Here is a 21,949-nt window from a genome sequence, read left to right on the forward strand (position 1 = left end):
GGAAAAGCATGTTGGGGTTGTGGGGGCTTACGACGCGAGGACCTCGTCGAGAACGGTTGAGGCCTTCTCTTCGTCGGTCTTCTCAGCCAGGGCGAGCTCGCTGATCAGAATCTGGCGGGCCTTCGCGAGCATGCGCTTCTCGCCCGCTGACAGGCCGCGATCCTGATCGCGACGCCAGAGGTCGCGCACGACCTCTGAAACCTTGATGACGTCACCAGAGGCAAGCTTCTCTAGATTTGCTTTGTAGCGACGAGACCAGTTGGTGGGCTCCTCGGTGAACGGCGCGCGCAGCACGGTGAAAACCTCATCGAGCCCTTCGCGACCGATGACATCGCGAACACCAACGAGATCGACGTTCTCTGCCGGAACCTCGATGGTGAGGTCGCCCTGGGTGACATTGAGCTTGAGGTACAGCTTTTCTTCACCCTTGACGATGCGCATTTTGACCTCTGTGATCACTGCGGCACCGTGGTGGGGATAAACGACGGTTTCGCCAACCTCGAAAAGCATAGATGTTTATCCCTTCAGCAAGGTCTAGGATACCACATCGAGTAGTGGTAGGGTGCGGTCGGTTTCATCGACGGTGCCGTTCGTCCGTTCGTTCATTGCGGCGCCCCGGCGCCGCTAAGCTGGAGTCAAAGCGAAATTTGCAGCACCGGGCCCTTCCGCGCGGTCGCTGCCCCGTTGTGGAGGTCTTGTGAGTGCGCGCATCGTTGCATCCGTTGTTATAGCGGCCGGCATCCTGATCGGAACCAGCGCCTGTGGCTTTGGCGCCCCCCAGGCCACGCTCATTCAGTACGACCCCAGCGATGGTGTCAGTGGCGACGTCGGCGACGTGGCTATTCGCAACGCCATGCTGCTCTCCGCAGACGGCGAAACGGCGACCCTGCTCGTGACCGCGGTCAACGTGGGCGACACGGCCGAGAGCCTCACCGTGCAGTACGACGCCAACGGCAAGAAGGTCACCGAGCTCGTGACAGTGCGCGCCAATTCCAGCGTCACCATCGGCGCGAAGAACGAGCCGAACGTGACGCTCGAAAACATTGACACCGCTCCCGGCGACCTCTTCCCGGTCTTCTTCCAGTATGGCGAAGAGACCGGTGTGCAGCTCCTGCTCCCCGTACTCACCGGCGAACAGCCCGAATACCAGGGCCTGCTGCCCGCGGGCGCTCCGAGCGCCACCCCCACGGCGATTCCCAGCGCACCCCCCACGGAAGCCCCGGCCCACTAGGCCACGGACGACCGCTCGGCCCTCGAGCCGAGCAACGAGTACCCGCATGACGCTGTGGGCACCCGGCGTTCACGGCAAGACCCACGCGGGCCATTCCCCGCCATGAGTTTGTGCCCCGATTCAGCCTGCGCAGGAGAAGCGCACACCGGTCGACACCGGGCAGTGGTTCAGGCGATCCGCCAGGCCGGGGGCCGCGAACACAGAGTCTTCCCAGTCCAGAAAAAACACGCCGTGTAGCGTTAAGGGTGTCAGCGAGTGGCGGGCGAGACGAATACGAACCCAATTCGTGCCGCCACGAGCATGCCCGTGCCTGGCCTCTGAACTGCGTGTTTGAGAGGCCCGGCTCCTCTGCTTACGCCGTTCTGACGGCAATTCTGGAAAATCTAATGCCTCACACCTCCTTCATCCATGCCCCGTCACCAGGGACGAACACCAGTGCCTAGCCCGTCCACGAACGGCGCCACGGAAAACACTGCCGCTTCGGCCACACGACGAGCTCTTCGCGCAGAAGAACGTCAACGTCCGCATCCTGCCCCAACGCTGGACGACCGTCCGAGCCGGGCACGACGTTCAGCCCCCCAGAAGCGGATGCGTTCTGCCCTGGGCCGGGGACTCGTCGGCCTGACGGCCATGAGCGCCGTTGGACTCATGATGGTTACGACCGCGATGCCGGCATTGGCGATGGACTCCGTCACGGCCGTCACGTCGACCTCATCGTTCACGGCTTCTGGCGCCTCAAGCAGTCATTCCCCCGCCGAACAGTCCATCGACATTAGCGCCGATGCCGTTGCGGCCCCGGCCCAACGTGATGGTTACACGTTCACGGAGGTGCCGAAGGTCGTCGTCCCCGCCGTCGAAGAAACGACCCCGTTCACGTTGGGCCTCGGATGGGTGCTGCCCGTGGCCGGACACATTTCGAGCCCCTATGGGCCGCGGGCCAACAAACCGGTCGACGGCGTCGGCAGCTTCCACAACGGGACCGATATCGCGGCCTCGTGCGGGCAGCCCGTGTCCGCGGCCAACGGCGGCACCGTCGTGGAGGCTGGCTACAAGGGTTCCTACGGAAACTGGGTCCTCATCGATCACGGCGACGGGATCCAGACCGGATACGCACACAACAGCACGGTCCTGGTCACCAAGGGGCAGACCGTCTCCGCCGGCGAAACGATCGCCGAGGTCGGTAGCACCGGCGCATCCAGCGGATGTCACGTGCACTTCGAAACGCGCGTCGATGACTCACCAGTCAACCCCCGGGCATTCATGAGCGCACGAGGAGTCTCTCTCGGCTAAGCACGCGGTTCGACGTGGCGGGTCTCGCGATCGGCGAAACCCTGCCTACGAGCTAGAACGGTTGACGGCACTTCCACCAACGAGCGACAGCCCCGCGCCCTGACGCTCAAGAACCCACACAAACCCTGGGCACCGCGTCAGCGCCGATCCCATCGGGCAGGTGTACCCGGTGCAGCTACGCGACGACGAGCCGGCTCACCGAACCTGACGTCTACGTCCAGCTCACGCAATCCGGACCGTGCCCCGCCAAAATACCGCAACCCACAAGCCAAAGCGGCGACTGATGATCGCGTCCTTCTCGCCCGGACGTGCAGTCTTTTTCGAGGAAGATCCCGTGGATTTGTGGGGGCTGAGGCGCGCGCACGTGTATACACCCCCGAACTGGGGCCGAATTGATGGGCGCTCGGCGGCATAATCGTACGAATTACGAAATTTTCCGCCCGGGGTGCTCCTGCCCCTTTGAGAGGAGACACACGTGCGATTCACTTGTCCGTATTGCCATTCCGAAGCTCGACTGACTCCCAATCCCGCCCATGATCATTGGAAGGATGCGCCCCGCTACGTGCTGGAGTGCTCCGGGTGCAGCCGAGTCGTTGTCGGCATGGCTCCCGTGCCTTCCCACCGAAGCGCGACGACGCATTCGCGTTACGACCGGATTGCACCACCCCGCAAGAGCACCCAAACCGGCCAGCGAGCTACTGCCCTCTGACTGGCAGCATCCCGGTGGGCCCTATCGGTGGCGCGTGACCGTCGCCAGGGGCTAAGGGCTAAGGGCTAGGGGCTAGGCCTCGAAGCGGTACCCCAGGCCACGAACGGTCACGAGCATCGTCGGGTCTGAGGGCGTGGACTCAATGCGCGAACGGATTCGCTTGATGTGTACGTCAAGTGTCTTCGTGTCGCCGAAATAATCCGTGCCCCAGACCCGGTCGATAAGCTGTCCTCGGGTGAGCACCCGTCCGGCGTTGCGGAGCAGATATTCGAGAAGCTCAAATTCCTTCAGCGGCATATTCACAACATCGCCCGACACGGCTACTGTGTGCCGCTCGATGTCCATGCGCACGGTGCCGGCTTCCAGTGCAGCGTCGTCGGCGTCGTCCTGCTCCGTGTGCCGACGCATGACCGCGCGAATACGCGCGAGCAGCTCACGGGTGGAATACGGTTTTGTGACATAGTCATCGGCGCCCAGTTCGAGGCCAACGACGACGTCTACTTCCGAGTCCTTGGCAGTGACCATGATTATGGGGACCGTGGATCGCGAGCGGATCTCCCGGCAGACCTCCGTCCCGGGGATCCCGGGAAGCATGAGGTCGAGCAGAATGAGGTCGGTGCCGTTGCGGTCGAACTCGGCGATCGCGCTCGGTCCGTCTTCGACCACCGTGACCTCGTAGCCCTCACGTTCAAGCAGGAAGCTCAGCGGCTCGCTGAGCGCGCTCTCGTCTTCGACCAAAAGGATGCGTGTCACTGGATCTGTCCTATCGCTGAGCGTTGTGCGGCACCGAAGCGCCACCCTGGTTGACTTCTGGTTTCGCCGCCTCTGGGAGGCGGATGGTGAAGGTGGAACCCCGACCGGGCTGGGACCAGACGCGTATATCGCCTCCATGGTTCTGCACCACGTGCTTCACGATGGAAAGTCCCAGGCCCGTGCCGCCGGTGTGACGTGAGCGAGCCTGGTCCACCCGGAAGAACCGCTCGAAAACCCGATCGATGTCGCTCTCGGCGATACCGATGCCCTGGTCGGTCACGGTGATCTCGACGACGTTCTTCTGCCTGCGCACGCCGATGCCGACTCGGGACCCGGGTTGTGAGTAGTTGACCGCGTTCGAGACGAGGTTGTGCACCGCCACAATGAGCAGCTTTTCGTCCCCGTAGACGAAGGCACCGGATTTCTTACCCACGGCAATGGTGATGTTTTCGGCCTCGGCCACGACCCGGCTCTGGTCCACCGCCGCCGCGACGACCTCGTCAACGTTCAGGCGCTCCGGCGTCGCCAGCGCGTCCTTCGCCTGGAGCCGAGAGAGCTCAATGATCTCCTGGGTGAGGCGACCCAGCCTGGCCGATTCGGTCGTGAGCCGGTTCGCGAATCGACGCACCTGGGCTGGTTCGTCCGCCGCCTGGTCGAGCGCCTCGGCTAGCAGGCCGACCGACGCGATGGGCGTCTTGAGCTCGTGGCTGATGTTCGCCACGAAATCGCGACGCACCTCATCGAGACGGAAAGATTCCGTGCGATCCTCCGCCAGGATGAGCACGTAGCGAGTTCCAAGGCGCGCCAACCGCACCCGATAGTGCAGGCTCGCGTCGTTGAACGGGCCACGCGACAGCACAAGGTCCTCCGAAATGGGCTCACCGGTTCGACGCACCCGTCGGGCCAGCTCGACGAGTTCCGTGTGCACGAGTTGCGCGTTGAAGACGAGGCCCATGGTGAGGGCTGCAGCCGATGTCTTGACCACGTTATTGGACGGATCGAGCACGATTCCAGCCGATTCAAGCGCGTCAAGCACCTGGTCGATCCCGTCAGGGACCACGGGATTGACCACCTCAGTTGCCCGCCGACCGTGGTGCTCGGCCATCTGCAGCAGTACCACGAACCCGGCACCGACTCCCAGACCGAGCGCCAGAGACAACAGCACCAGCCATGTCGATTGCATATAGCCAGATTACTTGCGTTTCGCGGGCCACCGACGCAGCATCCGGCCCGCAGACCCTGTACTTTAGAAGAAGTTCAGCTCCCCGGCGTCTCCTGTTCACTTTGGTGCGGCAGAATACGTCGGAGCCAATGCGGGTCCAAGCCAGGGGAACCCCGCGCCTGAGAAAGGGCCACACACCCATGCGTGAAGTATTTCAATCAGAACTTGCCGAGGTGCAGTCGCGCCTCGTGGAGATCTCTCGACTTGTCGCGATCTCGATCGACAAGGCCACTCGTTCCTTCAACGAGTCCGACGTTGGCCTCGCCGAAGAAGCCATCACCGAGGACGAGAAGATCGACGAACTCACGGTTGAGCTCGACGAGCTTGCCATCACGATCCTCGCCCGCCAGCAGCCGGTCGCCCGCGACCTGCGCATCGTCGTGAGCGCACTGCGCATCAGCGCCTCGCTCGAGAGGATGGGCGACCTGTCCACCCACATCGCGCAGCTGGCTCGCTACCGCTTCCCGGACAAGGCCATCCCGAAGGGGCTGCGGAGCACCTTCGCCGAAATGGGCGCCCTCGACGTCGTCATCGCCAAGATGCTCACCGAGCTGCTCACGAGCGAGGACATGAAACTCGCCGAGATCATTCGCAATGAAGACGACAAGGTCGACGCTCTGCACCTGAGCGTCTTCGAGGCCGTACTCGGCGAAAGTTGGAAGGGTCTCGCGGCAGACACCGTGGATGCCACCCTCGCGAGCCGGTACCACGAACGCTTCGCGGACCACGCGGTGTCGATTGCCAAGAAGGTCCAGTACCTCGGTACCGGTGCCTGGCACCAGGACATCAACGCGTAACACGCTCATCAGTACTAAGAAGGCCCCGTCACCAGATGACGGGGCCTTCGCTGCGTGAAGTCACGCTGCCGTAGTGGCTACTTCTTGCCCTGCGCCGCGACGGCCGCGGCACCGGCTGCTGCTGCCGCGGGGTCGAGGTACTCGCCCGGACCGAGCGGCATGAGGTCTTCACCGAGCTTGTAGACGAGCGGGATGCCGGTGGGGATATTGAGCTCGGCGATGTCCGCGTCGCTGATCCCGTCGAGGTGCTTCACCAGCGCACGCAGCGAGTTGCCGTGCGCGGTCACGAGAACGGTTTGGCCTGTGCGGAGGTCGGCGGAGATATCGGATTCCCAGTAGGGCAGCATCCGCTCGACAACGTCCTTCAGGCACTCGGTGCGCGGCAGTTCGTCGCCGAGACCGGCGTAGCGCGGATCCCCGGCCTGCGACCACTCGTTGTCGTCGGCCAGCACGGGCGGCGGGGTGTCGAAGGAACGGCGCCAGAGCATGAACTGCTCCTGGCCGTATGTGCTGAGGGTCTCCGCCTTGTCGAGTCCCTGCAGCGCACCGTAGTGGCGCTCGTTGAGACGCCAGGAACGCTTCACGGGAATCCAGAGGCGGTCGGCCTCTTCGAGGGCGAGGTTGGCGGTCTGGATGGCGCGGCTGAGCAGGCTGGTGTGCTGCACATCGGGCAGGAGGTTGGCCTCGGCCAGCAGCTGGCCGGCGCGCCTGGCTTCGGTGACTCCCTGCTCGCTGAGGCGAACATCCACCCAGCCGGTGAACAGGTTCTGCTGGTTCCAGGTGCTTTGGCCGTGACGGAGGAGGATGAGAGTATAGGGAGCAGGCATAAACCCACTCTAGCGAGTGGGCACGGCCCCCCGGATCAGTGTTTGGGAGTGCGGGGGCCGAGGCGCGGCAGCCGTGGAATTTCGGCGACGGACCCGGCGGTCTGCGGCACAATAATCTCCTGGGCGGCCGAAATCGACACGTCCTGCGACGAAACATAGAGAGTGGATGCCGCAGGGATCATCCGCTTCACCACGGCGAGCGCGATCGGGCCGAGTTCGTGGTGGATGGCGCTTGACGTGATTGTGCCAACGATGACCCGTTCCGTTTCGCGTGCGGCATCGTCGGCTGCGTCGGCTGCGTCGGCGGAGGCGGGACGGCGCCGGTCGGCCTGCACCGCGTCGCCGTGCACCGGCAACACGCCCTCCGACCCGTCGAGGTGAAGCAACACGAGGCGACGCGGCGGGTGGCCGAGGTTGTGCACCTTGGCCACGCTCTCCTGGCCGCGGTAGCAGCCCTTGTTGAGGTGAACGGCAGTCCGCAGCCAGTCAAGCTCGTGGGGAAGGGTCTTGTCGTCAACCTCCATGGCACGTCGTGGACGCCATGCGGCGATACGCAGTGCCTCGAGGGCGATCAGGCCTGCCGGAACGATCCCGGTGGAGGGCGACTGCGCGGCGAGTGCCGCCGCAAGCGCCGAAAGCGACGCGCGGGCCACCAGCATCTCCGCCCACTGCCAGGATGCCCCGGGGTGCTCGGGGGTTTCCGCGTACTGGAACCCTCCTCGAGCCACGCTCGCCCACGGGTCCGTCCACACGAGCGGCACACCGTTCGGCCGAGAGACAGGAACGGCGAGGCCGTCAAGCAGCGCAGCGGGGTCGCCCGCCATCGTGCCGACGGTGGCGTAGCTGAGGCTGAAGTCCACGATCTGTACCCGCAGCGTGAACTTCATCCTGTCGAGGAAGGCCTGCAGGCCGGGAAGCTCCGCCGCTTCAACCAGGAGCCAGGCCTGCACCCCGTCGTCCATGACCCGGATGGCATATTCCAGTCGTCCGCTGGGATCGAGCAGCAGCGCCTCGGTGGATTCACCCACCGCAAGACTGCGCAGCTCCTGGCTGGCAATGGAGTTGAGCCAGGTGAGCCGGTCGGGACCGGAGACTCCCAGCACACCGTGGTGCGACAGGTCTACCAGGGCGCGACCGGCCAGAAGCGAGCGCTGCTCGATCATGGGATTGCCGTAGTGGGCCGCAACCCCGGCATCGGTGCCTTCGGCCTGAACGGCGCCGTCCAGGTCGAGAAGGGGGGAAATTGCTGGGCTGGTCATGAGACTCAATTCTGCCCGGATACCGTCGATCCGGGCGGGTGCTGCTGCGTGATGCACGTGCGACGACGGGTTCGCTATTCCAGGGATGTGGGGTTATTCGAGGCGACCCAGGCGGCCGGAGGCGTGCGTGCGAAGCTCCTGTCCGAGGGCGGCGATGTCCCATGCCCACAGCAGGTGGTTGTCAACGAGGCCGTACATTCGGGTGGCGGCCGAGTAGGCCTTGGCCCCCGCGGTGCGCACGACGGCATCCGTTGCCAAATCGATGCGCGGGCCCTTCACCTGGCCGAGGTAGAGCTCGGCCACGCCGCCGGGGTGAGCGAGCACAACCTCGATGTCGAAACCACCGTCGGCGTTGCGCAGGGACTCCACCGCATTGGTCGTGGAATAGGGCCGGTCGTTGAGTCCCGGCAGCAGGCCCGGTCCCTGATCGGCTTCCAGCTGCGGGCGACTGAGTCGCCAATACCCGGTTTCGGTGGCAAGGGGCGTTTTCTCATCGCTCTCGGAACCGGGTTCCGGTTCGAGCCAGGTGTATGAGCTGTAGTTCAGGTAGGGCAGGCCGTCGTGACTGAAACTCACGCGGTGACCGAAGGTGCGACTGACCGAGTCGTCGCTTATCTGGTACTCCAACACGCCGGAACCCTCCCAGACGCCCAGAAGCCAGGACAGTGGAACGAGTTCGGAGGGCAAGCCAACCGGAAGCTCACGCACGGAGGCTACCGCTGCCCCCGGAACAGCTTGAAGACGACCAACCCGGACACCCAGGCGATAGACAAGCTGGCAAGGCCAAGGAGACCCAGGAATAGGAGTTCAAGTGCGAGCAGCGACATGCCCACAGTCTAGCGGTCGATCCACCCGCCACCCGTGCGAATTCCTGCCGCCCTGTGTGCGATTCGGGGACTCGTGCCCCGCATCGCGCGACGCGCGGGTCAGGAGAGGTGCATCATTCCAAAGACGAGGGTCGCGACGCTGAGCACGATGACGGCACCCACAATGCTTGCCGTCACGCGTGCGACGTAGCCCTCTTTCTGACCGGTCGCCAGTTGGAGGGACAGGGTGACGAGTGTGCAGCCGGCCAGGGTGAGCGCCACCCACGCGAGCGTTTCGCCCGGAGGCGCAGTCAATCCGGTGAGGGTAGCGCCGATAACGGCCAGTACCCAGACTGCCGCAATAGATATCCAGTGCCCACTCACCGTTCCATTGTGCCTTGCTCAAGAGCAATTGCGTGCGCAGGGTAGGCTGAGCCGCACGATACTTGGAGGCCTCGCTTGCAGCTGTTGATCCTGACCTCCGCGGTCAACACCGACGTTCTCCCCGCCCTGGCGCTGTTGTCCCACGGCACGCGCGTGATCCCGGCGTCCGCCGATCAGTTGATCACCGCCCCCGATTCGGACGTCATTCTTGTCGATGCCCGCACCAATCTCGCTGCAGCAAAGTCGCTGTGCCAGGTTCTTCGCAGCACCGGGCTATCGGTTCCGTTGCTGCTCGTGATCACTGAGGGCGGCCTCGCCGCGGTGAGTCCCGACTGGGGCGTCGACGATGTTGTGCTCGACACCGCTGGTCCGGCAGAGGTCGATGCCCGAATGCGCCTCAACGCGGGGCGGGTGTCTCGCAACGAGCCCTCCCCCACCATTCGTGCGGCCGGCGTCGTCATTGACGAGGCGAGCTATTCGGCCAAGGTTCACGGCAAACCGCTCGACCTCACGTTCAAGGAATTCGAGCTGCTGCGGTTTCTTGCGGCGCACCCGTCGCGGGTATTCACGCGCGAACAGCTGCTCAGCGAAGTGTGGGGCTACGACTATTTCGGCGGCACCCGCACCGTCGACGTGCATGTGCGCCGTCTTCGCGCGAAGCTTGGCGACCAGGAATCACTCATTGGTACCGTGCGTAACGTCGGGTACCGCTTCAACGTGCATGAGGACAAAGATGAACGCGTACCCCACCCCATTCGAGACTGACCCCGTAACGCTCGTCAGCATCGAGGCATCGGATACGGCGGGACTCGCCGCCTTCGAGGCGGTTGCGGTCGCCGCGCTCGACAATGACGGGTACGAACCGTTCAATGAGCAGACCATGTTCGACGTGCGCGCCGGGAAGCGCACGGGGTACGTGGTCTCGACAGGTTCGACCAGCGAGATGGGGGCGACTTCGGGGCAGGTTGTGGGGGCGGCCGTTGAGGGAGCCGGGGAGGTGGACCTGGTGGTCGCGCCGGCCGTTCGACGCCGGGGATATGGGCGCGCCGCACTCGCGACGGTATTGCAGTACGTTGACGGCGAGGTGACCGCGTGGTCGCACGGAGATCACCCTGGTGCGCGAGGCCTCGCCGCTCACTTCCACTTCGAGAAAGTTCGCACGCTGCTCGAGCTTCGGATGCCCCTGGGGCCGCAGCCGCAGCATCCGCTGCCCGAGAAATTCGTCATTGACACGTTTCGACCCGAAACCGACGCAGCCGACTGGGTTGCACTCAACGCGCACATCTTTGCGGCGCATCCGGAACAGGGCGGCGTCACCGTGGCCGACCTCACGGACCGGCAGGCCGAGCACTGGTTCGAGGCCGAGGACTTTCTGATCGCCCGAGACCGGGGCGGTCGCATGGTGGGGTACAACTGGCTGAAAGTGGAGGGCGATGTGGGTGAGATCTATGTTTTGGGGGTTCACCCCGGCACCGCAGGGGCCGGCCTCGGGCGAGCGCTGATGCTCGCCGGGCTCAAGCGCCTCTCAGCTCGGGGATGCACGACCGCTTCCCTCTACGTGGAGGCCGACAGCGTGGGGCCTGTTCACCTGTACCGGTCCCTCGGGTTCAGCGAACACACCGTCGACGTACAGTACCGACGCCTGCCCGTTTAAGAAGATGTTGCCCGGATCGACGTCCGATCGGGGTGGAAGCTGGAAGGATAGTCAGATGGACGGCGAAATAACTCAGGCGAATTCCGGACTCGGCAATGATTTTGACGATGACTTCGACCCGCTCTTCGGTAAGAACGATCCGGCACTCCCGAGCGACCGTTACCTTGACCGGGAACTCAGCTGGCTGGCATTCAACCGGCGCGTACTGGAACTCGCGGAAGACCCCGCCCTTCCCGTTCTCGAACGCGCCAATTTTCTCGCGATCTTCGCGAGCAACCTCGACGAATTCTTCATGGTGCGCGTCGCCGGTCTCAAGCGACGCATCCTCACCGGTCTCGCCGTACCCACCAACGTGGGGCGCGCCGCCACCGATGTTCTGAGCGACATCTCCACCCAGGCCCACGCCCTGCAGACCCGTCACGCGCTGGCCTTCCAGGAACTCGTGCGCCCGGCCCTCGCCGAGTCCGGCGTGGACGTCGTTAACTGGCAGAGCCTCGGCGACGACGACCGACGTTCGCTGCGCACGTATTTCTCCAATCAGATCTTCCCGGTGCTCATGCCCCTCGCCGTCGACCCGGCGCATCCGTTTCCCTACATCTCCGGGCTATCGCTCAATCTCGCCGTGCGTGTGCGCAACTCAAAGACCGGCAAGCAGGAATTCGCCCGGCTCAAAGTGCCACCCATGCTGCCGCGGTTCGTGCGCGTCGACCGCACCGAATCCGTCGACCGCCTGCGCTTCATCGCCCTTGAGGACCTCATCGCCAATCAGCTCGGCGACCTGTTTCCCGGGATGGAAATTCTCGAACACCACGTTTTTCGCGTCACCCGCAATGAAGACGTGGAGATCGACGAGGACGAGACCGAGAATCTCATCAAGGCGCTTGAAAAAGAGCTGCTGAGACGCCGCTTTGGCCCGCCCATTCGACTCGAGGTCACCGAGGACATGGACGAGGTGACCCTCGGGCTGCTCGTTCGCGAACTCGATGTCACCGAGCAGGAGGTCTACCACCTGCCGGCACCGCTCGACCTGGGCGGACTGTTCGACCTGCGCATCGACCGCCCCGACCTGCACTTTCCCAAGCACGTGCCCACCACGGCCGCAGCGCTGCTGCCCGCAGAAGCCAACGCCGAGTCCGACATCTTCACCGCGATCGCGCACGGCGATGTCCTGCTGCACCACCCCTACGAGTCATTCGCCACGAGCGTGCAAGCCTTCCTCGAGCAGGCCGCCGCGGACCCGAACGTGCTCGCCATCAAGCAGACCCTTTACCGCACCTCCGGCGACAGCCCCATCGTGGAGGCGCTCATTGCCGCCGCGCATGCAGGCAAGCAGGTGCTCGCCCTCGTGGAGATCAAGGCCCGCTTCGACGAACAGGCAAACATCACCTGGGCGCGCAAGCTCGAAAAGGCCGGCGTGCACGTCGTGTACGGGCTGGTGGGCCTCAAGACCCACTGCAAGCTCGCGCTCGTGGTGCGCTACGAGAAGGGTGTGCTGCGCCACTACAGCCACATCGGCACAGGAAACTACAACCCCAAGACCAGCCGCATCTATGAAGACCTGGGCCTGCTCACCGCCGACCCCCAGGTGGGCAAAGACCTCACCCGGCTCTTCAATGAGCTCTCCGGATACGCCATCGAGAAGAAGTTCAAGCGTCTTCTCGTGGCGCCGCTGCACCTGCGTAAGGCGTTGCTCAAGCACATCGCGACCGAGACCGAGAATGCCCTCTCCGGCGCGACGAGCGGCATCCGCATCAAGGTCAATTCCATGGTCGATGAAGACATCATTGATGCCCTGTACCGGGCGAGCCAGGCCGGGGTGCGCGTGGATGTGTGGGTGCGCGGTATCTGCAGCCTCAAGCCCAACGTTCCCGGCATGAGCGAGAACATTCGCGTTCGCTCCATTCTCGGTCGCTATCTGGAGCATTCGCGCATCTTCTCCTTTCACAACCTCGGAGACACGCAGGTGTACATCGGAAGCGCCGACATGATGCACCGCAACCTCGACCGGCGCGTGGAGGCGCTCGTGCGGCTCGTCGATCCGGCACACCAGATGGAGATCGACGGTCTCTTCGAACGAGCCATGAGCGATCGCACGTCGGCCTGGTGGCTCGATGACACCGGCCACTGGACCCGGCACGACCAGGACGCGGCAGGCGCGCCGCTCGATGACATGCAGAACCGTCTCATGCAACAGATCAGCCAGCGCAAACGCCAGGGAATCCGCCGGTGAGCGCGCCGGAAATTTATGCGGCCGGTGCCGTGTGCTGGCGCCTCGTCGACGGCCGCATGCACGTGCTGCTGATTCACCGCACCGTGCACGGCGACGTCACCATCCCCAAGGGCAAGGTCGACCCCGGAGAGTCCCTCCCGCGCACGGCCGTTCGCGAGGTGAAGGAGGAAACCGGTCTCGACGTGGCCTTGGGCGTGCCTCTGGGAATATCACGCTACGACATGCCTGACGGGCGCGCCAAGATCGTGCGCTACTGGGCCGCGGAGATCACACCCGAAGCGATTGCGCGTTCCACCTTCGTGCCCAACGGCGAGGTGGCGGCCATTGAATGGGTCACCATCAAGAAGGCCCGCACGTACCTGAGCTACTCGGCCGACGTTGACATTCTCGAGGCCTTCTCCGCGCTCGTGGATGCGGGAATCACTCGCACCTTCGCCCTGATCACACTCCGGCACGGCAAGGCCGCCCCGCGCACGGGCCTAGGGCAGGACAGCAAGCGTCCGCTCACGACCCGCGGCGTTCTCCAGGCCGTAAACGTCGCCGACATGATCACCGCCTGGGGTCCGCAGCGCATCATCTCCAGCACGGCCACGCGGTGCGTCACCACGGTCGCGCCGCTCGCTGCGGCGACCGGCATCACCGCCAAACAAACTGATCTGATCAGTCAGGACGCACTCGAATCCGGCGAAGCGGATGTTCGCGCGGTGATCGGCAAGCGGGTACGGTCCCGCAAGACCGCCGTCCTGTGCAGCCACAGCCCCGTTCTTCCCGAAATCATGCGTGAAATCGGCCTCGCGACCGGCAGCACGCCGAACGCGGAACTGGCCGACGCGGCAGATCTGGATACCGGGGCGTTCTCGATCGTGCACCTGTCAAGCGAGAATCCGAGTGCCGGAATCATCGCAATCGAGAGGCACACACCGCACATATAGGCGCCTCGTTCACCTTCCGTTTACCTTCGCGAGGGTGTCCCGTTAATCAACCCGCCTATATTCGCCTATGGGTCGGCACCGACCTGCACCGAGCACCGTTCTGATTTGCACCCGATTTACCCTGAAAGGGATCCCCGTGAACTTTAAGCGTTTTGGCCGTCCTGCAGTTGTCGCCGTCGTCGCAGCACTCGCCCTGTCCTCCTGCGCAGCAAACGAAGGTGGATCCTCGGATACTGCCTCCGACAGCACCCTCTCCGGCACCATGAACGCCGGAGGCGCCTCCTCACAGCAGGCGGCCCAGGAAGCCTGGATCGCCACGTTCCAGACGAACAACCCCGACGTCACCATCAACTACGACCCCTCCGGTTCCGGCGCGGGTCGCGAAGCATTCATCGCCGGCGGCTCAGCATTCGCCGGGTCTGACTCCTACCTGAAAGACGACGAGCTGACCGGGGAATTCGGTTCCTGTGCCGTCGACACCAAGGCCGTTGACCTTCCCGTCTACATCTCGCCGATCGCAGTAATCTTCAATGTCGAGGGCGTCGACGACCTCAACATGGATGCTGAGACGCTCGCCAAGATCTTCAAGGGCGACATCACGGCCTGGGACGATGCAGCAATCGTCGCGCTCAACCCGGATGCATCCCTCCCGTCCACCGCGATCACCGCAGTGCACCGCTCCGACGACTCCGGTACCACAAAGAACTTCACGGACTACCTGAACCAGAACGTTCCCGACGTGTGGGACAAATCTGCCGCGGACCCGTTCCCGTACCAGTCCGGTGAAGGAGCCCAGGGCACCTCCGGTGTGGTCAGCGCCGTCACGAACGGCGTGGGCACCATCGGATACGCCGATGCGTCCCAGGCCGGCGAACTCGGAGTTGCCAAGATCAAGGTTGGCGACACGTTCGTGCAGTACTCCGCCGAGGCCGCCGCTGAGGTTGTTGCCGGTTCGCCCGCCGTCGAAGGCCGCGAAGCCAACGACCTCGCGCTCGACCTCAACCGCAAGACCACCAACGCGGCCGAGTACCCCCTCGTGCTCGTGAGCTACGCCGTTGTCTGCACCGAATATGCAGACCCGGCCGTCGCTGAGCTCGTCAAGGCATACGTTGGCTTCATGGCCGGCGCTGAGGGACAGGCAGAGGCCGCCGACAAGGCCGGCGCGGCGCCGCTCTCGCCCGAGCTTCAGGACAAGGTCGCCGCCGTTATCGAGACCATCAAGTAGCACCCGCCCGCTTTACAATTTGCCCGGCACGGCCCTCGCATTGCATGAGGGGGCCGTGCCGGGCAAAATGAGGTTATCGGCCGAACCAGTCAGCCGCACCTCTTCGACAGGTTCGATCACAGATTCAGGGAGATGTCCGGCATGACGACCGTAGTTGCCGCCACCACGATCAAGGCCAGACAGCGACCAGGCGACCGAATTTTTTCGGGCGCCACCGTCGTAGCGGGAAGCCTCATTCTCGCCGTGCTCGCCATGGTCGCGCTCTTTCTGCTCTGGCAGAGCCTGCCCGCCTTCACCGCCCCGGCCGACGAATTCGGCAGCCGCATCACCAACTTCTGGCAGTACGTCGGGCCGTTCGTGTTCGGAACCCTCTGGTCGGCCGCCCTGGCCCTCCTGATGGCCGTTCCCGTCGCCATCGGCATCGCGTTGTTCATCTCGCACTACGCCCCGCGCAAGCTCGCCCAGGGCCTCGGCTACCTGATCGACCTGCTCGCCGCTGTGCCCTCCGTGGTCTTCGGCCTCTGGGGCATTGGCGTGCTCGCACCCCTGGTGCAGCCCTTTTACGCAACGCTCGTGGATTGGTTCGGCTGGATCGTCTTCTTCGAGGGTCCGGTTTCCGGAACCGGGCGCACCATTTTCACGGTGGCCGTCGTGCTCGCCGTCATGATTCTGCCCATCATCACCGCCATCTGCCGCGAGATCTTTCTGCAAACGCCCCTCCTGCACGAAGAGGCAGCATTGGCTCTGGGCGCAACGCGCTGGGAAATGATCAAGATGGCCGTGCTCCCCTTCGGCCGGGCTGGGATCATCTCCGCGGCAATGCTCGGCCTTGGGCGGGCCCTCGGCGAGACCATGGCCGTGGCGATGGTGCTCTCCCCCAGTCCACAGGTCATTTTCCAGCTGCTCACCTCCCAGAACCCCACGACGATCGCGGCCAACATCGCACTGAACTTTCCCGAGTCGCACGGCATCGGAGTGAACATTCTGCTCGCCACCGGCCTCGTTCTCTTCGTGGTCACCCTGATTGTGAACATGCTGGCTCGCGTCGTCATCAACCGCCGTAAGGCATTCTCCGGAGCCAATTGATGAGCGTCCCCACCGTTGCCCGCCCGTTGAGCAATTCCCTCACCGCTGGCAAGCTGCCCAAGAATTCACCGATCTGGATGCTGCTCGCAAGCTGGCTCGTCGCGGGCCTGTTCTTCGTTGTGCTGAATGTCTCCGGCGCCACCGACGGCTTCAACGTGATCGGGACCGTTATCACCGGCGCGCTTCTGTACTGCATCGCCATTTACGTCTTCTCCCGCGCCGTCGAGGGCGGCCGCAAAGCCACCGACCGGCTTGTCACGGCCCTCGTGACCGGCGCCTTCATCATTGCGCTCATCCCGCTCATCTCGCTCGTCGGCACGACGGTGATCAACGGTCTTCCGGCCGCTCTCACCCCCACGTTCTTCACCTCGTCCCTTCGCAATGTGGTGGGCGAGGGTGGCGGCGCGCTGCACGCCATCATGGGCACGCTTCTGGTCACCGGCACCGCAACGCTGATCTCGGTACCCATCGGGCTGCTCGCCGCCATCTACCTCGTGGAATACGGTCGTGGCCGACTCGCGAAGGGCATCACGTTCTTCGTCGACGTCATGACCGGCATCCCCTCCATCGTGGCCGGCCTCTTCGCCTTCGCCCTGTTCTCGTTGCTCTTCAACGACCCGGGCATCCGCTTCGGCTTCGGGGGATCGATTGCCCTCGCGGTGCTCATGATCCCCGTGGTGGTGCGCTCAAGCGAAGAGATGCTCAAGCTCGTTCCCAACGAGTTGCGGGAGGCCGCGTACGCACTCGGGGTGCCGAAATGGCTGACCGTTCTCAAGGTCGTGCTGCCGACATCCATTGCCGGGATCGTCACCGGAATCATGCTCTCGATTGCCCGGGTCATTGGTGAAACCGCTCCGCTGCTCATTGTCGCGGGGTTCACCTCGAGCATGAACTACGATCTGTTCAGCGAGCGGATGATGACCCTCCCGGTCTTCGTGTACACGCAGTACGCGAACCAGGGAGCAGATTTTCAGGCCTACGTTGACCGGGCGTGGGCCGGAGCCCTGACCCTCATTGTCATCGTGATGGTGCTCAACGGTCTCGCTCGCTTGATCGCCAAGATCTTCTCCCCGAAGTTCAGCCGCTAACTTTTTTTCTGTACCAAACCGTGAAAGGGACATATGTCCAAGCGCATTGAAGTTGCCGACCTCAACGTTTACTACAGCAATTTTTTGGCCGTCGAGGGCGTCTCGCTCGTCATTGAACCGCGTACGGTGACGGCCCTGATCGGACCCAGCGGCTGCGGTAAGTCCACGTTCATCCGCACGCTGAACCGCATGCACGAAGTCATCCCCGGCGCCCGCGTTGAGGGTGAGGTCTTGATCGACGGCAACAACCTCTACGGACCCGGCGTCGACCCGGTGCTCGTGCGCCGTCAGGTGGGCATGGTGTTCCAGCGTCCGAACCCGTTCCCCACCATGTCAATCCAGGACAATGTGCTCGCCGGTGTGAAACTCAACAACCGCCGCATGAGCAAGAGCGACGCCGACGCGCTCACCGAGCAGTCGCTGCGCGGCGCCAACCTGTGGAACGAGGTCAAGGACCGCCTCGACCGTCCGGGCTCGGGGCTCTCCGGTGGCCAGCAGCAGCGCCTGTGCATTGCACGCGCGATTGCCGTGGCGCCCGACGTGATCCTCATGGATGAGCCCTGCTCGGCGCTTGACCCGATCTCCACCCTCGCCATTGAGGACCTCATCGAAGAGATGAAGGCCCAGTACACGATCGTCATCGTGACGCACAATATGCAGCAGGCCTCGCGCGTTTCTGACCGCACCGCATTCTTCAACATCGCCGGTACCGGCAAGCCAGGCAAGCTCATCGAGTACGACGACACCACGACGATGTTCTCGAACCCGAGTGAGCAGTCCACCGAGGACTACGTCTCCGGCCGCTTCGGCTAGGCACCACCTAGCCTCGCCACCACACGCTGGTCGAGCCTGTCGAGACCCCGCGAGACAACCTCGCCTCGTGGACCTCGGGCGCGAGCCTAGTCGGTGCGGCCGAGCAGGTAGGAGTTGATGGCCTGGGTCAGCTCGCGGTCGGTGCGCATCGTCTCCCCGTCCAGCGCTGTCACGGCCACGGCGAGACGAACACTGGACACGAGCCAGGCAGCATCCGCTTGCCGCAGCTCACTCAGCGGCACGTCACGATACTCCACCTGGTCGCCCCTTACCCTCAGGTATTCAAAGAGGCTCTGCTGCGTGGTGCCATGCAGAATGGCGCCGCTGGGTGCGGGCGTGACGTAGACCCCGCCCGTGCGCAGGACCACGTTCGACGTCGGGCCCTCCATCACGTAGCCGTCCGTGGTGACGAAGATCGTGTCGTCGGCTCCCCGGCGTTGGGCTTCCCGCAGCGCGGCCATGTTGATGGCGTAGCTGAGCGTCTTGGCGCCCATGAGCAGCCAGGGTGCGCGCTCGGCGACTCCCCTCGGATACCCACGGTCCAGGGTGACAACGCGCACACCGTTCTCCCGCACCCGTCGAAAGTCAGTGGCCGTTGTGGCGTGCAGCCACGCCGTGGGCGCCGGGCCGGATTCCACACCCCGACTGAGCACAATTTTCAGGGCCAGCTCGCCCTCGTGAGGAATCCGGGCAACGGCATAGGCGATCGCTGCGCGCCACTGCGCCGGATTCGGCACCGGGAGGTCGCAGATCTCAGCGGAGTTGCGCAGGCGGGCAATGTGCGGCTCCACCTCTTGCGGGTGCCCGTTCACAACGCTGAGCGTTTCGAAGATACCGTCACCACGTTGGGTGCTCAACTCCCCGACCCGCAGGGCAGGGGCAGCAGAGTCCATCTCGTGGAACGTGTCGTCGAAGGACGTACGCTCAGAGTCGACGGGAACCGGGTCGATCAGCAGGGTGAAGGGAAGGCTCATGATGCGAGCCTAATCCGCCTGGTGACCGACCCGCACGATCGGTTGCCGCTTAGGAACTTTGGAACGCCACAATCGGATCCGTCGTCGGCTGCTTCGAGCCGCCGCGCGGCTCGACCGTGATGCCAACCGTGTCTCCGGCGTGCATCACGCCGTCGAGCACACGCCAAGTGGTGCCGGTGCCGGTTGAGTCGAACGTTCCGGCCGGCGCCGCTCCCGCATCATTGATGTACCAGAGCTGGTAGTCCTGGTCGTTGCCGAGCGAGGGCAGGTCGTTGACCATAACGGCGGACAGGCCCAGGGTGTTGGACCAGACCAGGGTGGCGGAGTGGCCGTCCGAGGTGGTCGTCGCTGCGCGCTGGGTGTCGGACGCTGCGGTAATCTGCACCATGCTGGCCGCCTGCTGTTCGACGAACTGGTTGTTGTTGAACGCCTGGCCGGCAAAGGTTCCACCCACAAAAAGCACGACAGCTGCCGCGGCGGCCACCAAGACCTGGGCCGGTCGCTGGAACCACCGCTGCTGGGCGCGCGTGGTTGCGGCGCCGGCGCCGCTCATCGGCGGCTCGGCTGAGTCGTCGACAGGAGCGACGGGGGCTGCGGGGACCGCAGGAACGCTCGACGGGGCATGAACGGCAGCGGGAGCAGCCGTCAACGGGGCCAGCTGGGGCGTGGAAGCGAGCTTGGCCATGAGGCTCGCGCGCAGGGCGGACGAGGGCTGCACGGGCTCTGCGGCGAGCCCCAGGGCCGCAGCCGTGTCGCTCAGCTCGTCCGCTTCGGTGCGTGCCGACTCTGACGTTTCGAGGTGGGCCTCGAAGTCGGCCGCCTCTTCTGCGGTGAGTGCGTTCAGGGCGTACGCGCCGGTGAGGTCAGCGGCGTTGTCTTGTCCGCGGATGCCGGTCATGAGGTCACGCCCAGTTCTTCTCGCAACCGGATTAAGCCGTCGCGCAGTCGGGTTTTCACGGTACCGAGGGGGATCTTGAGCATGCCCGCGACTTCACTGTGCGTGTATCCGCCGTAATACGCCAGGCTCACCGCCTGTCGCTGCAGCTGCGTCAGTCTAGACATTGCCTTCTCCACCCTTTCATGTTCAATCCGAACCTCAACGGATTCGGCAACGTGATCGTAGGCAACCGCCATGTCGCGGATACCGATCTTGGAATCTCGATCACGCCCGGCCTGCGACGACCGAATTCGGTCGACCGCGCGACGGTGTGCCATGGTCATGATCCAGGTGGATGCTCCACCGCGAGTCGCCTCGTACCGCGTCGCCGTCTGCCAGATCTCCAGAAAAATCTCCTGGGTCACTTCTTCCGACTGCGCATGGTCAACCAAGAGACGCTTAACCAGGCCCAGCACCCGAGGGGCGATCTGGTCATACAGCTCTCCGAATGCCAATTCGTCGCCCAAGGCCGCTCGTGCCAGCAGCTCCTCTTTGGAGAGAGCATCCGCCGACGAATCGTCGAGGCTTAAATCAGTCGTCATGAGGCTAAGCATGTCAGGTTCAATCCCTTTCCATGATGAGGGTTCGGTACCGAGGCCCACATGGATTGGATATTGACAGCGTTTTGTCGCGGGAAAGAAAAATAGACAGGTGAGGCCGGGCCGCAGAGCACCTCTCGGCGCGAGGCCGCTCGAAGCGGCGAATAATGGAACCCGGGATTACTGCGGCCCGACCAGATTCCAGTCTAAACCAAATCCATGAAATCGAAAGCTCTCAGCCGCACCGACAGCCACCGGTCAGGTTTCGTTGGGAGGTCACGGAAACTACTCGAGCGACTCGCTGCGCCACAATCGTGCGCACGCCGTGAACTCCGCCGCGGTGGTCGACAATCGCAGGGCGCGAGTGGTCAGCGCTGAGGAGCGCGCGGGTTCGGTCTGCTCGAAGTCATCGGCCACGCTCGTGCACCCGGTGGCCGTGACCCGGCAATACGCGGCCGCTCTCTCGAGCGCAACGGCGAAATCGCCCGTGAACATGCCGCGCAGAATCTCATCGGCGAGCGCGATGATCTCGGCCGGGCCCGTGGGCACGGCTGCCCCCGCAACGACATGATCGATCGTTCGGGCCAGCTCAATGCCACGCTGGTACAGGTAGGCGGTACCTTCGGGGTCCTGACGGATCAAGAGCCGGATGAGATAGATCCGCCAGAGAGCCCCCGGCAGACTACGCGGGGTGGCACGCGACCAGAGCTCGGCGACCGCGTCGATACCGTTCTCGTCCGTGTAGGCAACGAGCCGCTCGACCGTGGCCGGGTCGGGGTCAGAGCGCACCCGGGTGAGCAGGGCCTGGGCGGTCTCATGGGCGACGCGACTGATCGTCGCCGGATCTTCCCCGCCCTTAATCGCCTCAAACTTGTTTCCGGAGAACTGCGTGGGTTTGTGGAAATTATCGGCCAAGGGGTTCTCCCGTCTCTCTGAACTCGTATTGTGGCGCATCTGAGCGCCGTGGCTGTCCCGTAAAAAGGGCCAAAATCGCGTGGATTCGGTCGCTCTCAACGCTACCCAGAAAAGTGCGCCGCAAATCCACGATAGATTGGTGTTTGCGGGCCTCTAGCTCAGTTGGTAGAGCAAAGGACTTTTAATCCTTGGGTCGTCGGTTCGAGCCCGACGGGGCCCACAAAAGTATGTGCGGGAGCTGGGCGCGGGAACGATTGGCCGCGACCCGGCTGCACTTG

General features: G+C 64.1%; 22 protein-coding genes and 1 tRNA gene. 12 read left to right on the forward strand and 11 right to left on the reverse strand.

Annotation, left to right across the window (positions count from 1 at the left end; all coding sequences use genetic code 11):
• Positions 1-27: 27 nt before the first annotated feature.
• Positions 28-510 carry a CarD family transcriptional regulator gene (locus EDD25_RS05970; protein WP_134172476.1) on the reverse strand — a complete coding sequence of 161 codons (483 nt, stop codon included), beginning with the start codon at positions 508-510 and terminating at the stop codon, positions 28-30.
• 187 nt (positions 511-697) lie between these two features.
• Between EDD25_RS05970 and EDD25_RS05975 the strand changes: the two genes are divergently transcribed.
• Positions 698-1,231, forward strand: coding sequence for a hypothetical protein (locus EDD25_RS05975; RefSeq protein ID WP_134172477.1), 534 nt, complete (start codon positions 698-700; stop codon positions 1,229-1,231).
• Between the two features lie 588 nt (positions 1,232-1,819).
• Entirely contained in the window at positions 1,820-2,521 is a 702-nt protein-coding gene (locus EDD25_RS05980) for a M23 family metallopeptidase (protein WP_241986262.1), read from the forward strand.
• A gap of 781 nt (positions 2,522-3,302) precedes the next feature.
• Here EDD25_RS05980 and EDD25_RS05985 read toward each other — a convergent pair.
• Positions 3,303-3,983: a response regulator transcription factor gene (locus EDD25_RS05985; protein ID WP_134172479.1), complete on the reverse strand. Its 681-nt coding sequence runs from the start codon at positions 3,981-3,983 to the stop codon at positions 3,303-3,305.
• A 10-nt stretch (positions 3,984-3,993) separates the two neighbouring features.
• A complete protein-coding gene (locus EDD25_RS05990) occupies positions 3,994-5,166 on the reverse strand; it encodes a sensor histidine kinase (protein ID WP_134172480.1) in 1,173 nt (390 codons plus the stop codon).
• A 179-nt stretch (positions 5,167-5,345) separates the two neighbouring features.
• Between EDD25_RS05990 and phoU the strand changes: the two genes are divergently transcribed.
• Positions 5,346-6,002, forward strand: coding sequence for a phosphate signaling complex protein PhoU (phoU, locus tag EDD25_RS05995; RefSeq protein ID WP_134172481.1), 657 nt, complete (start codon positions 5,346-5,348; stop codon positions 6,000-6,002).
• 77 nt (positions 6,003-6,079) lie between these two features.
• Here phoU and EDD25_RS06000 read toward each other — a convergent pair whose 3' ends face one another.
• The 4 genes from EDD25_RS06000 to EDD25_RS06015 form a co-directional block, all read right to left on the reverse strand.
• Positions 6,080-6,829 (reverse strand): phosphoglyceromutase, encoded by a 750-nt coding sequence (locus EDD25_RS06000; protein WP_134172482.1) that lies wholly within the window; start codon positions 6,827-6,829, stop codon positions 6,080-6,082.
• A gap of 35 nt (positions 6,830-6,864) precedes the next feature.
• On the reverse strand, positions 6,865-8,088 hold the full coding sequence (gene ygfZ, locus EDD25_RS06005; RefSeq protein ID WP_134172483.1) for a CAF17-like 4Fe-4S cluster assembly/insertion protein YgfZ: 1,224 nt from the start codon (positions 8,086-8,088) through the stop codon (positions 6,865-6,867).
• A 93-nt stretch (positions 8,089-8,181) separates the two neighbouring features.
• On the reverse strand, positions 8,182-8,796 hold the full coding sequence (locus EDD25_RS06010) for a heme-binding beta-barrel domain-containing protein (RefSeq protein ID WP_134172484.1): 615 nt from the start codon (positions 8,794-8,796) through the stop codon (positions 8,182-8,184).
• A 218-nt stretch (positions 8,797-9,014) separates the two neighbouring features.
• Positions 9,015-9,278 (reverse strand): hypothetical protein, encoded by a 264-nt coding sequence (locus tag EDD25_RS06015; RefSeq protein WP_134172485.1) that lies wholly within the window; start codon positions 9,276-9,278, stop codon positions 9,015-9,017.
• A 75-nt stretch (positions 9,279-9,353) separates the two neighbouring features.
• Here EDD25_RS06015 and EDD25_RS17920 point away from each other — a divergent pair, with 75 nt between their 5' ends.
• The 8 genes from EDD25_RS17920 to pstB all read left to right on the forward strand — a co-directional run bounded on the left by EDD25_RS17920 (position 9,354) and on the right by pstB (position 18,306).
• Positions 9,354-10,043, forward strand: a complete 690-nt coding sequence (locus EDD25_RS17920) for a response regulator transcription factor (protein ID WP_241986263.1) — start codon at positions 9,354-9,356, stop codon at positions 10,041-10,043.
• A complete protein-coding gene (mshD, locus tag EDD25_RS06025; protein WP_134172486.1) occupies positions 10,012-10,932 on the forward strand; it encodes a mycothiol synthase in 921 nt (306 codons plus the stop codon). The genes EDD25_RS17920 and mshD overlap by 32 nt, the downstream gene beginning before the upstream one ends.
• Positions 10,933-10,987: 55 nt before the next feature.
• On the forward strand, positions 10,988-13,162 hold the full coding sequence (locus tag EDD25_RS06030) for an RNA degradosome polyphosphate kinase (RefSeq protein WP_134172487.1): 2,175 nt from the start codon (positions 10,988-10,990) through the stop codon (positions 13,160-13,162).
• Positions 13,159-14,094, forward strand: a complete 936-nt coding sequence (locus tag EDD25_RS06035; RefSeq protein WP_134172488.1) for an NUDIX hydrolase — start codon at positions 13,159-13,161, stop codon at positions 14,092-14,094. The genes EDD25_RS06030 and EDD25_RS06035 overlap by 4 nt, the downstream gene beginning before the upstream one ends.
• 136 nt (positions 14,095-14,230) lie before the next feature.
• A complete protein-coding gene (gene pstS, locus EDD25_RS06040; RefSeq protein WP_241986264.1) occupies positions 14,231-15,319 on the forward strand; it encodes a phosphate ABC transporter substrate-binding protein PstS in 1,089 nt (362 codons plus the stop codon).
• 141 nt (positions 15,320-15,460) lie between these two features.
• Positions 15,461-16,405: a phosphate ABC transporter permease subunit PstC gene (gene pstC, locus EDD25_RS06045; protein WP_134172490.1), complete on the forward strand. Its 945-nt coding sequence runs from the start codon at positions 15,461-15,463 to the stop codon at positions 16,403-16,405.
• Positions 16,405-17,493: a phosphate ABC transporter permease PstA gene (pstA, locus tag EDD25_RS06050; RefSeq protein ID WP_134172491.1), complete on the forward strand. Its 1,089-nt coding sequence runs from the start codon at positions 16,405-16,407 to the stop codon at positions 17,491-17,493. The genes pstC and pstA overlap by 1 nt, the downstream gene beginning before the upstream one ends.
• A gap of 33 nt (positions 17,494-17,526) precedes the next feature.
• Complete coding sequence (pstB, locus tag EDD25_RS06055; protein ID WP_134172492.1) at positions 17,527-18,306, forward strand: phosphate ABC transporter ATP-binding protein PstB; 780 nt, start codon at positions 17,527-17,529, stop codon at positions 18,304-18,306.
• Positions 18,307-18,392: 86 nt separating this feature from the next.
• Here pstB and EDD25_RS06060 read toward each other — a convergent pair whose 3' ends face one another.
• The 4 genes from EDD25_RS06060 to EDD25_RS06075 all read right to left on the reverse strand — a co-directional run bounded on the left by EDD25_RS06060 (position 18,393) and on the right by EDD25_RS06075 (position 21,671).
• A complete protein-coding gene (locus EDD25_RS06060) occupies positions 18,393-19,280 on the reverse strand; it encodes an aminodeoxychorismate lyase (protein WP_134172493.1) in 888 nt (295 codons plus the stop codon).
• Between the two features lie 49 nt (positions 19,281-19,329).
• Complete coding sequence (locus EDD25_RS06065) at positions 19,330-20,178, reverse strand: anti-sigma factor (protein ID WP_134172494.1); 849 nt, start codon at positions 20,176-20,178, stop codon at positions 19,330-19,332.
• On the reverse strand, positions 20,175-20,759 hold the full coding sequence (gene sigK / locus EDD25_RS06070) for an ECF RNA polymerase sigma factor SigK (RefSeq protein WP_422386762.1): 585 nt from the start codon (positions 20,757-20,759) through the stop codon (positions 20,175-20,177). Before sigK ends, EDD25_RS06065 begins: the two co-directional genes overlap by 4 nt.
• Before the next feature lie 282 nt (positions 20,760-21,041).
• Positions 21,042-21,671: a DNA-directed RNA polymerase subunit beta gene (locus EDD25_RS06075; RefSeq protein WP_134172495.1), complete on the reverse strand. Its 630-nt coding sequence runs from the start codon at positions 21,669-21,671 to the stop codon at positions 21,042-21,044.
• Between the two features lie 147 nt (positions 21,672-21,818).
• Here EDD25_RS06075 and EDD25_RS06080 point away from each other — a divergent pair.
• Positions 21,819-21,891, forward strand: a tRNA-Lys gene (locus tag EDD25_RS06080).
• The last annotated feature ends 58 nt before the right edge of the window (positions 21,892-21,949 follow it).

It is taken from the genome of Cryobacterium psychrophilum (genome assembly GCF_004365915.1).
GTDB lineage: Bacteria > Actinomycetota > Actinomycetes > Actinomycetales > Microbacteriaceae > Cryobacterium > Cryobacterium psychrophilum.

Coding starts and splice junctions, on each gene's coding strand:
- EDD25_RS05970 (WP_134172476.1), bottom strand. CDS start 510: ATGCTTTTCGAGGTTGGCGAAACCGTCGTTTATCCCCACCACGGTGCC.
- EDD25_RS05980 (WP_241986262.1), top strand. CDS start 1,820: ATGCGTTCTGCCCTGGGCCGGGGACTCGTCGGCCTGACGGCCATGAGC.
- EDD25_RS05990 (WP_134172480.1), bottom strand. CDS start 5,166: ATGCAATCGACATGGCTGGTGCTGTTGTCTCTGGCGCTCGGTCTGGGA.
- phoU (WP_134172481.1), top strand. CDS start 5,346: ATGCGTGAAGTATTTCAATCAGAACTTGCCGAGGTGCAGTCGCGCCTC.
- EDD25_RS06000 (WP_134172482.1), bottom strand. CDS start 6,829: ATGCCTGCTCCCTATACTCTCATCCTCCTCCGTCACGGCCAAAGCACC.
- ygfZ (WP_134172483.1), bottom strand. CDS start 8,088: ATGACCAGCCCAGCAATTTCCCCCCTTCTCGACCTGGACGGCGCCGTT.
- mshD (WP_134172486.1), top strand. CDS start 10,012: ATGAACGCGTACCCCACCCCATTCGAGACTGACCCCGTAACGCTCGTC.
- EDD25_RS06030 (WP_134172487.1), top strand. CDS start 10,988: ATGGACGGCGAAATAACTCAGGCGAATTCCGGACTCGGCAATGATTTT.
- pstC (WP_134172490.1), top strand. CDS start 15,461: ATGACGACCGTAGTTGCCGCCACCACGATCAAGGCCAGACAGCGACCA.
- pstA (WP_134172491.1), top strand. CDS start 16,405: ATGAGCGTCCCCACCGTTGCCCGCCCGTTGAGCAATTCCCTCACCGCT.
- pstB (WP_134172492.1), top strand. CDS start 17,527: ATGTCCAAGCGCATTGAAGTTGCCGACCTCAACGTTTACTACAGCAAT.
- EDD25_RS06060 (WP_134172493.1), bottom strand. CDS start 19,280: ATGAGCCTTCCCTTCACCCTGCTGATCGACCCGGTTCCCGTCGACTCT.
- EDD25_RS06065 (WP_134172494.1), bottom strand. CDS start 20,178: ATGACCGGCATCCGCGGACAAGACAACGCCGCTGACCTCACCGGCGCG.
- sigK (WP_422386762.1), bottom strand. CDS start 20,759: ATGACGACTGATTTAAGCCTCGACGATTCGTCGGCGGATGCTCTCTCC.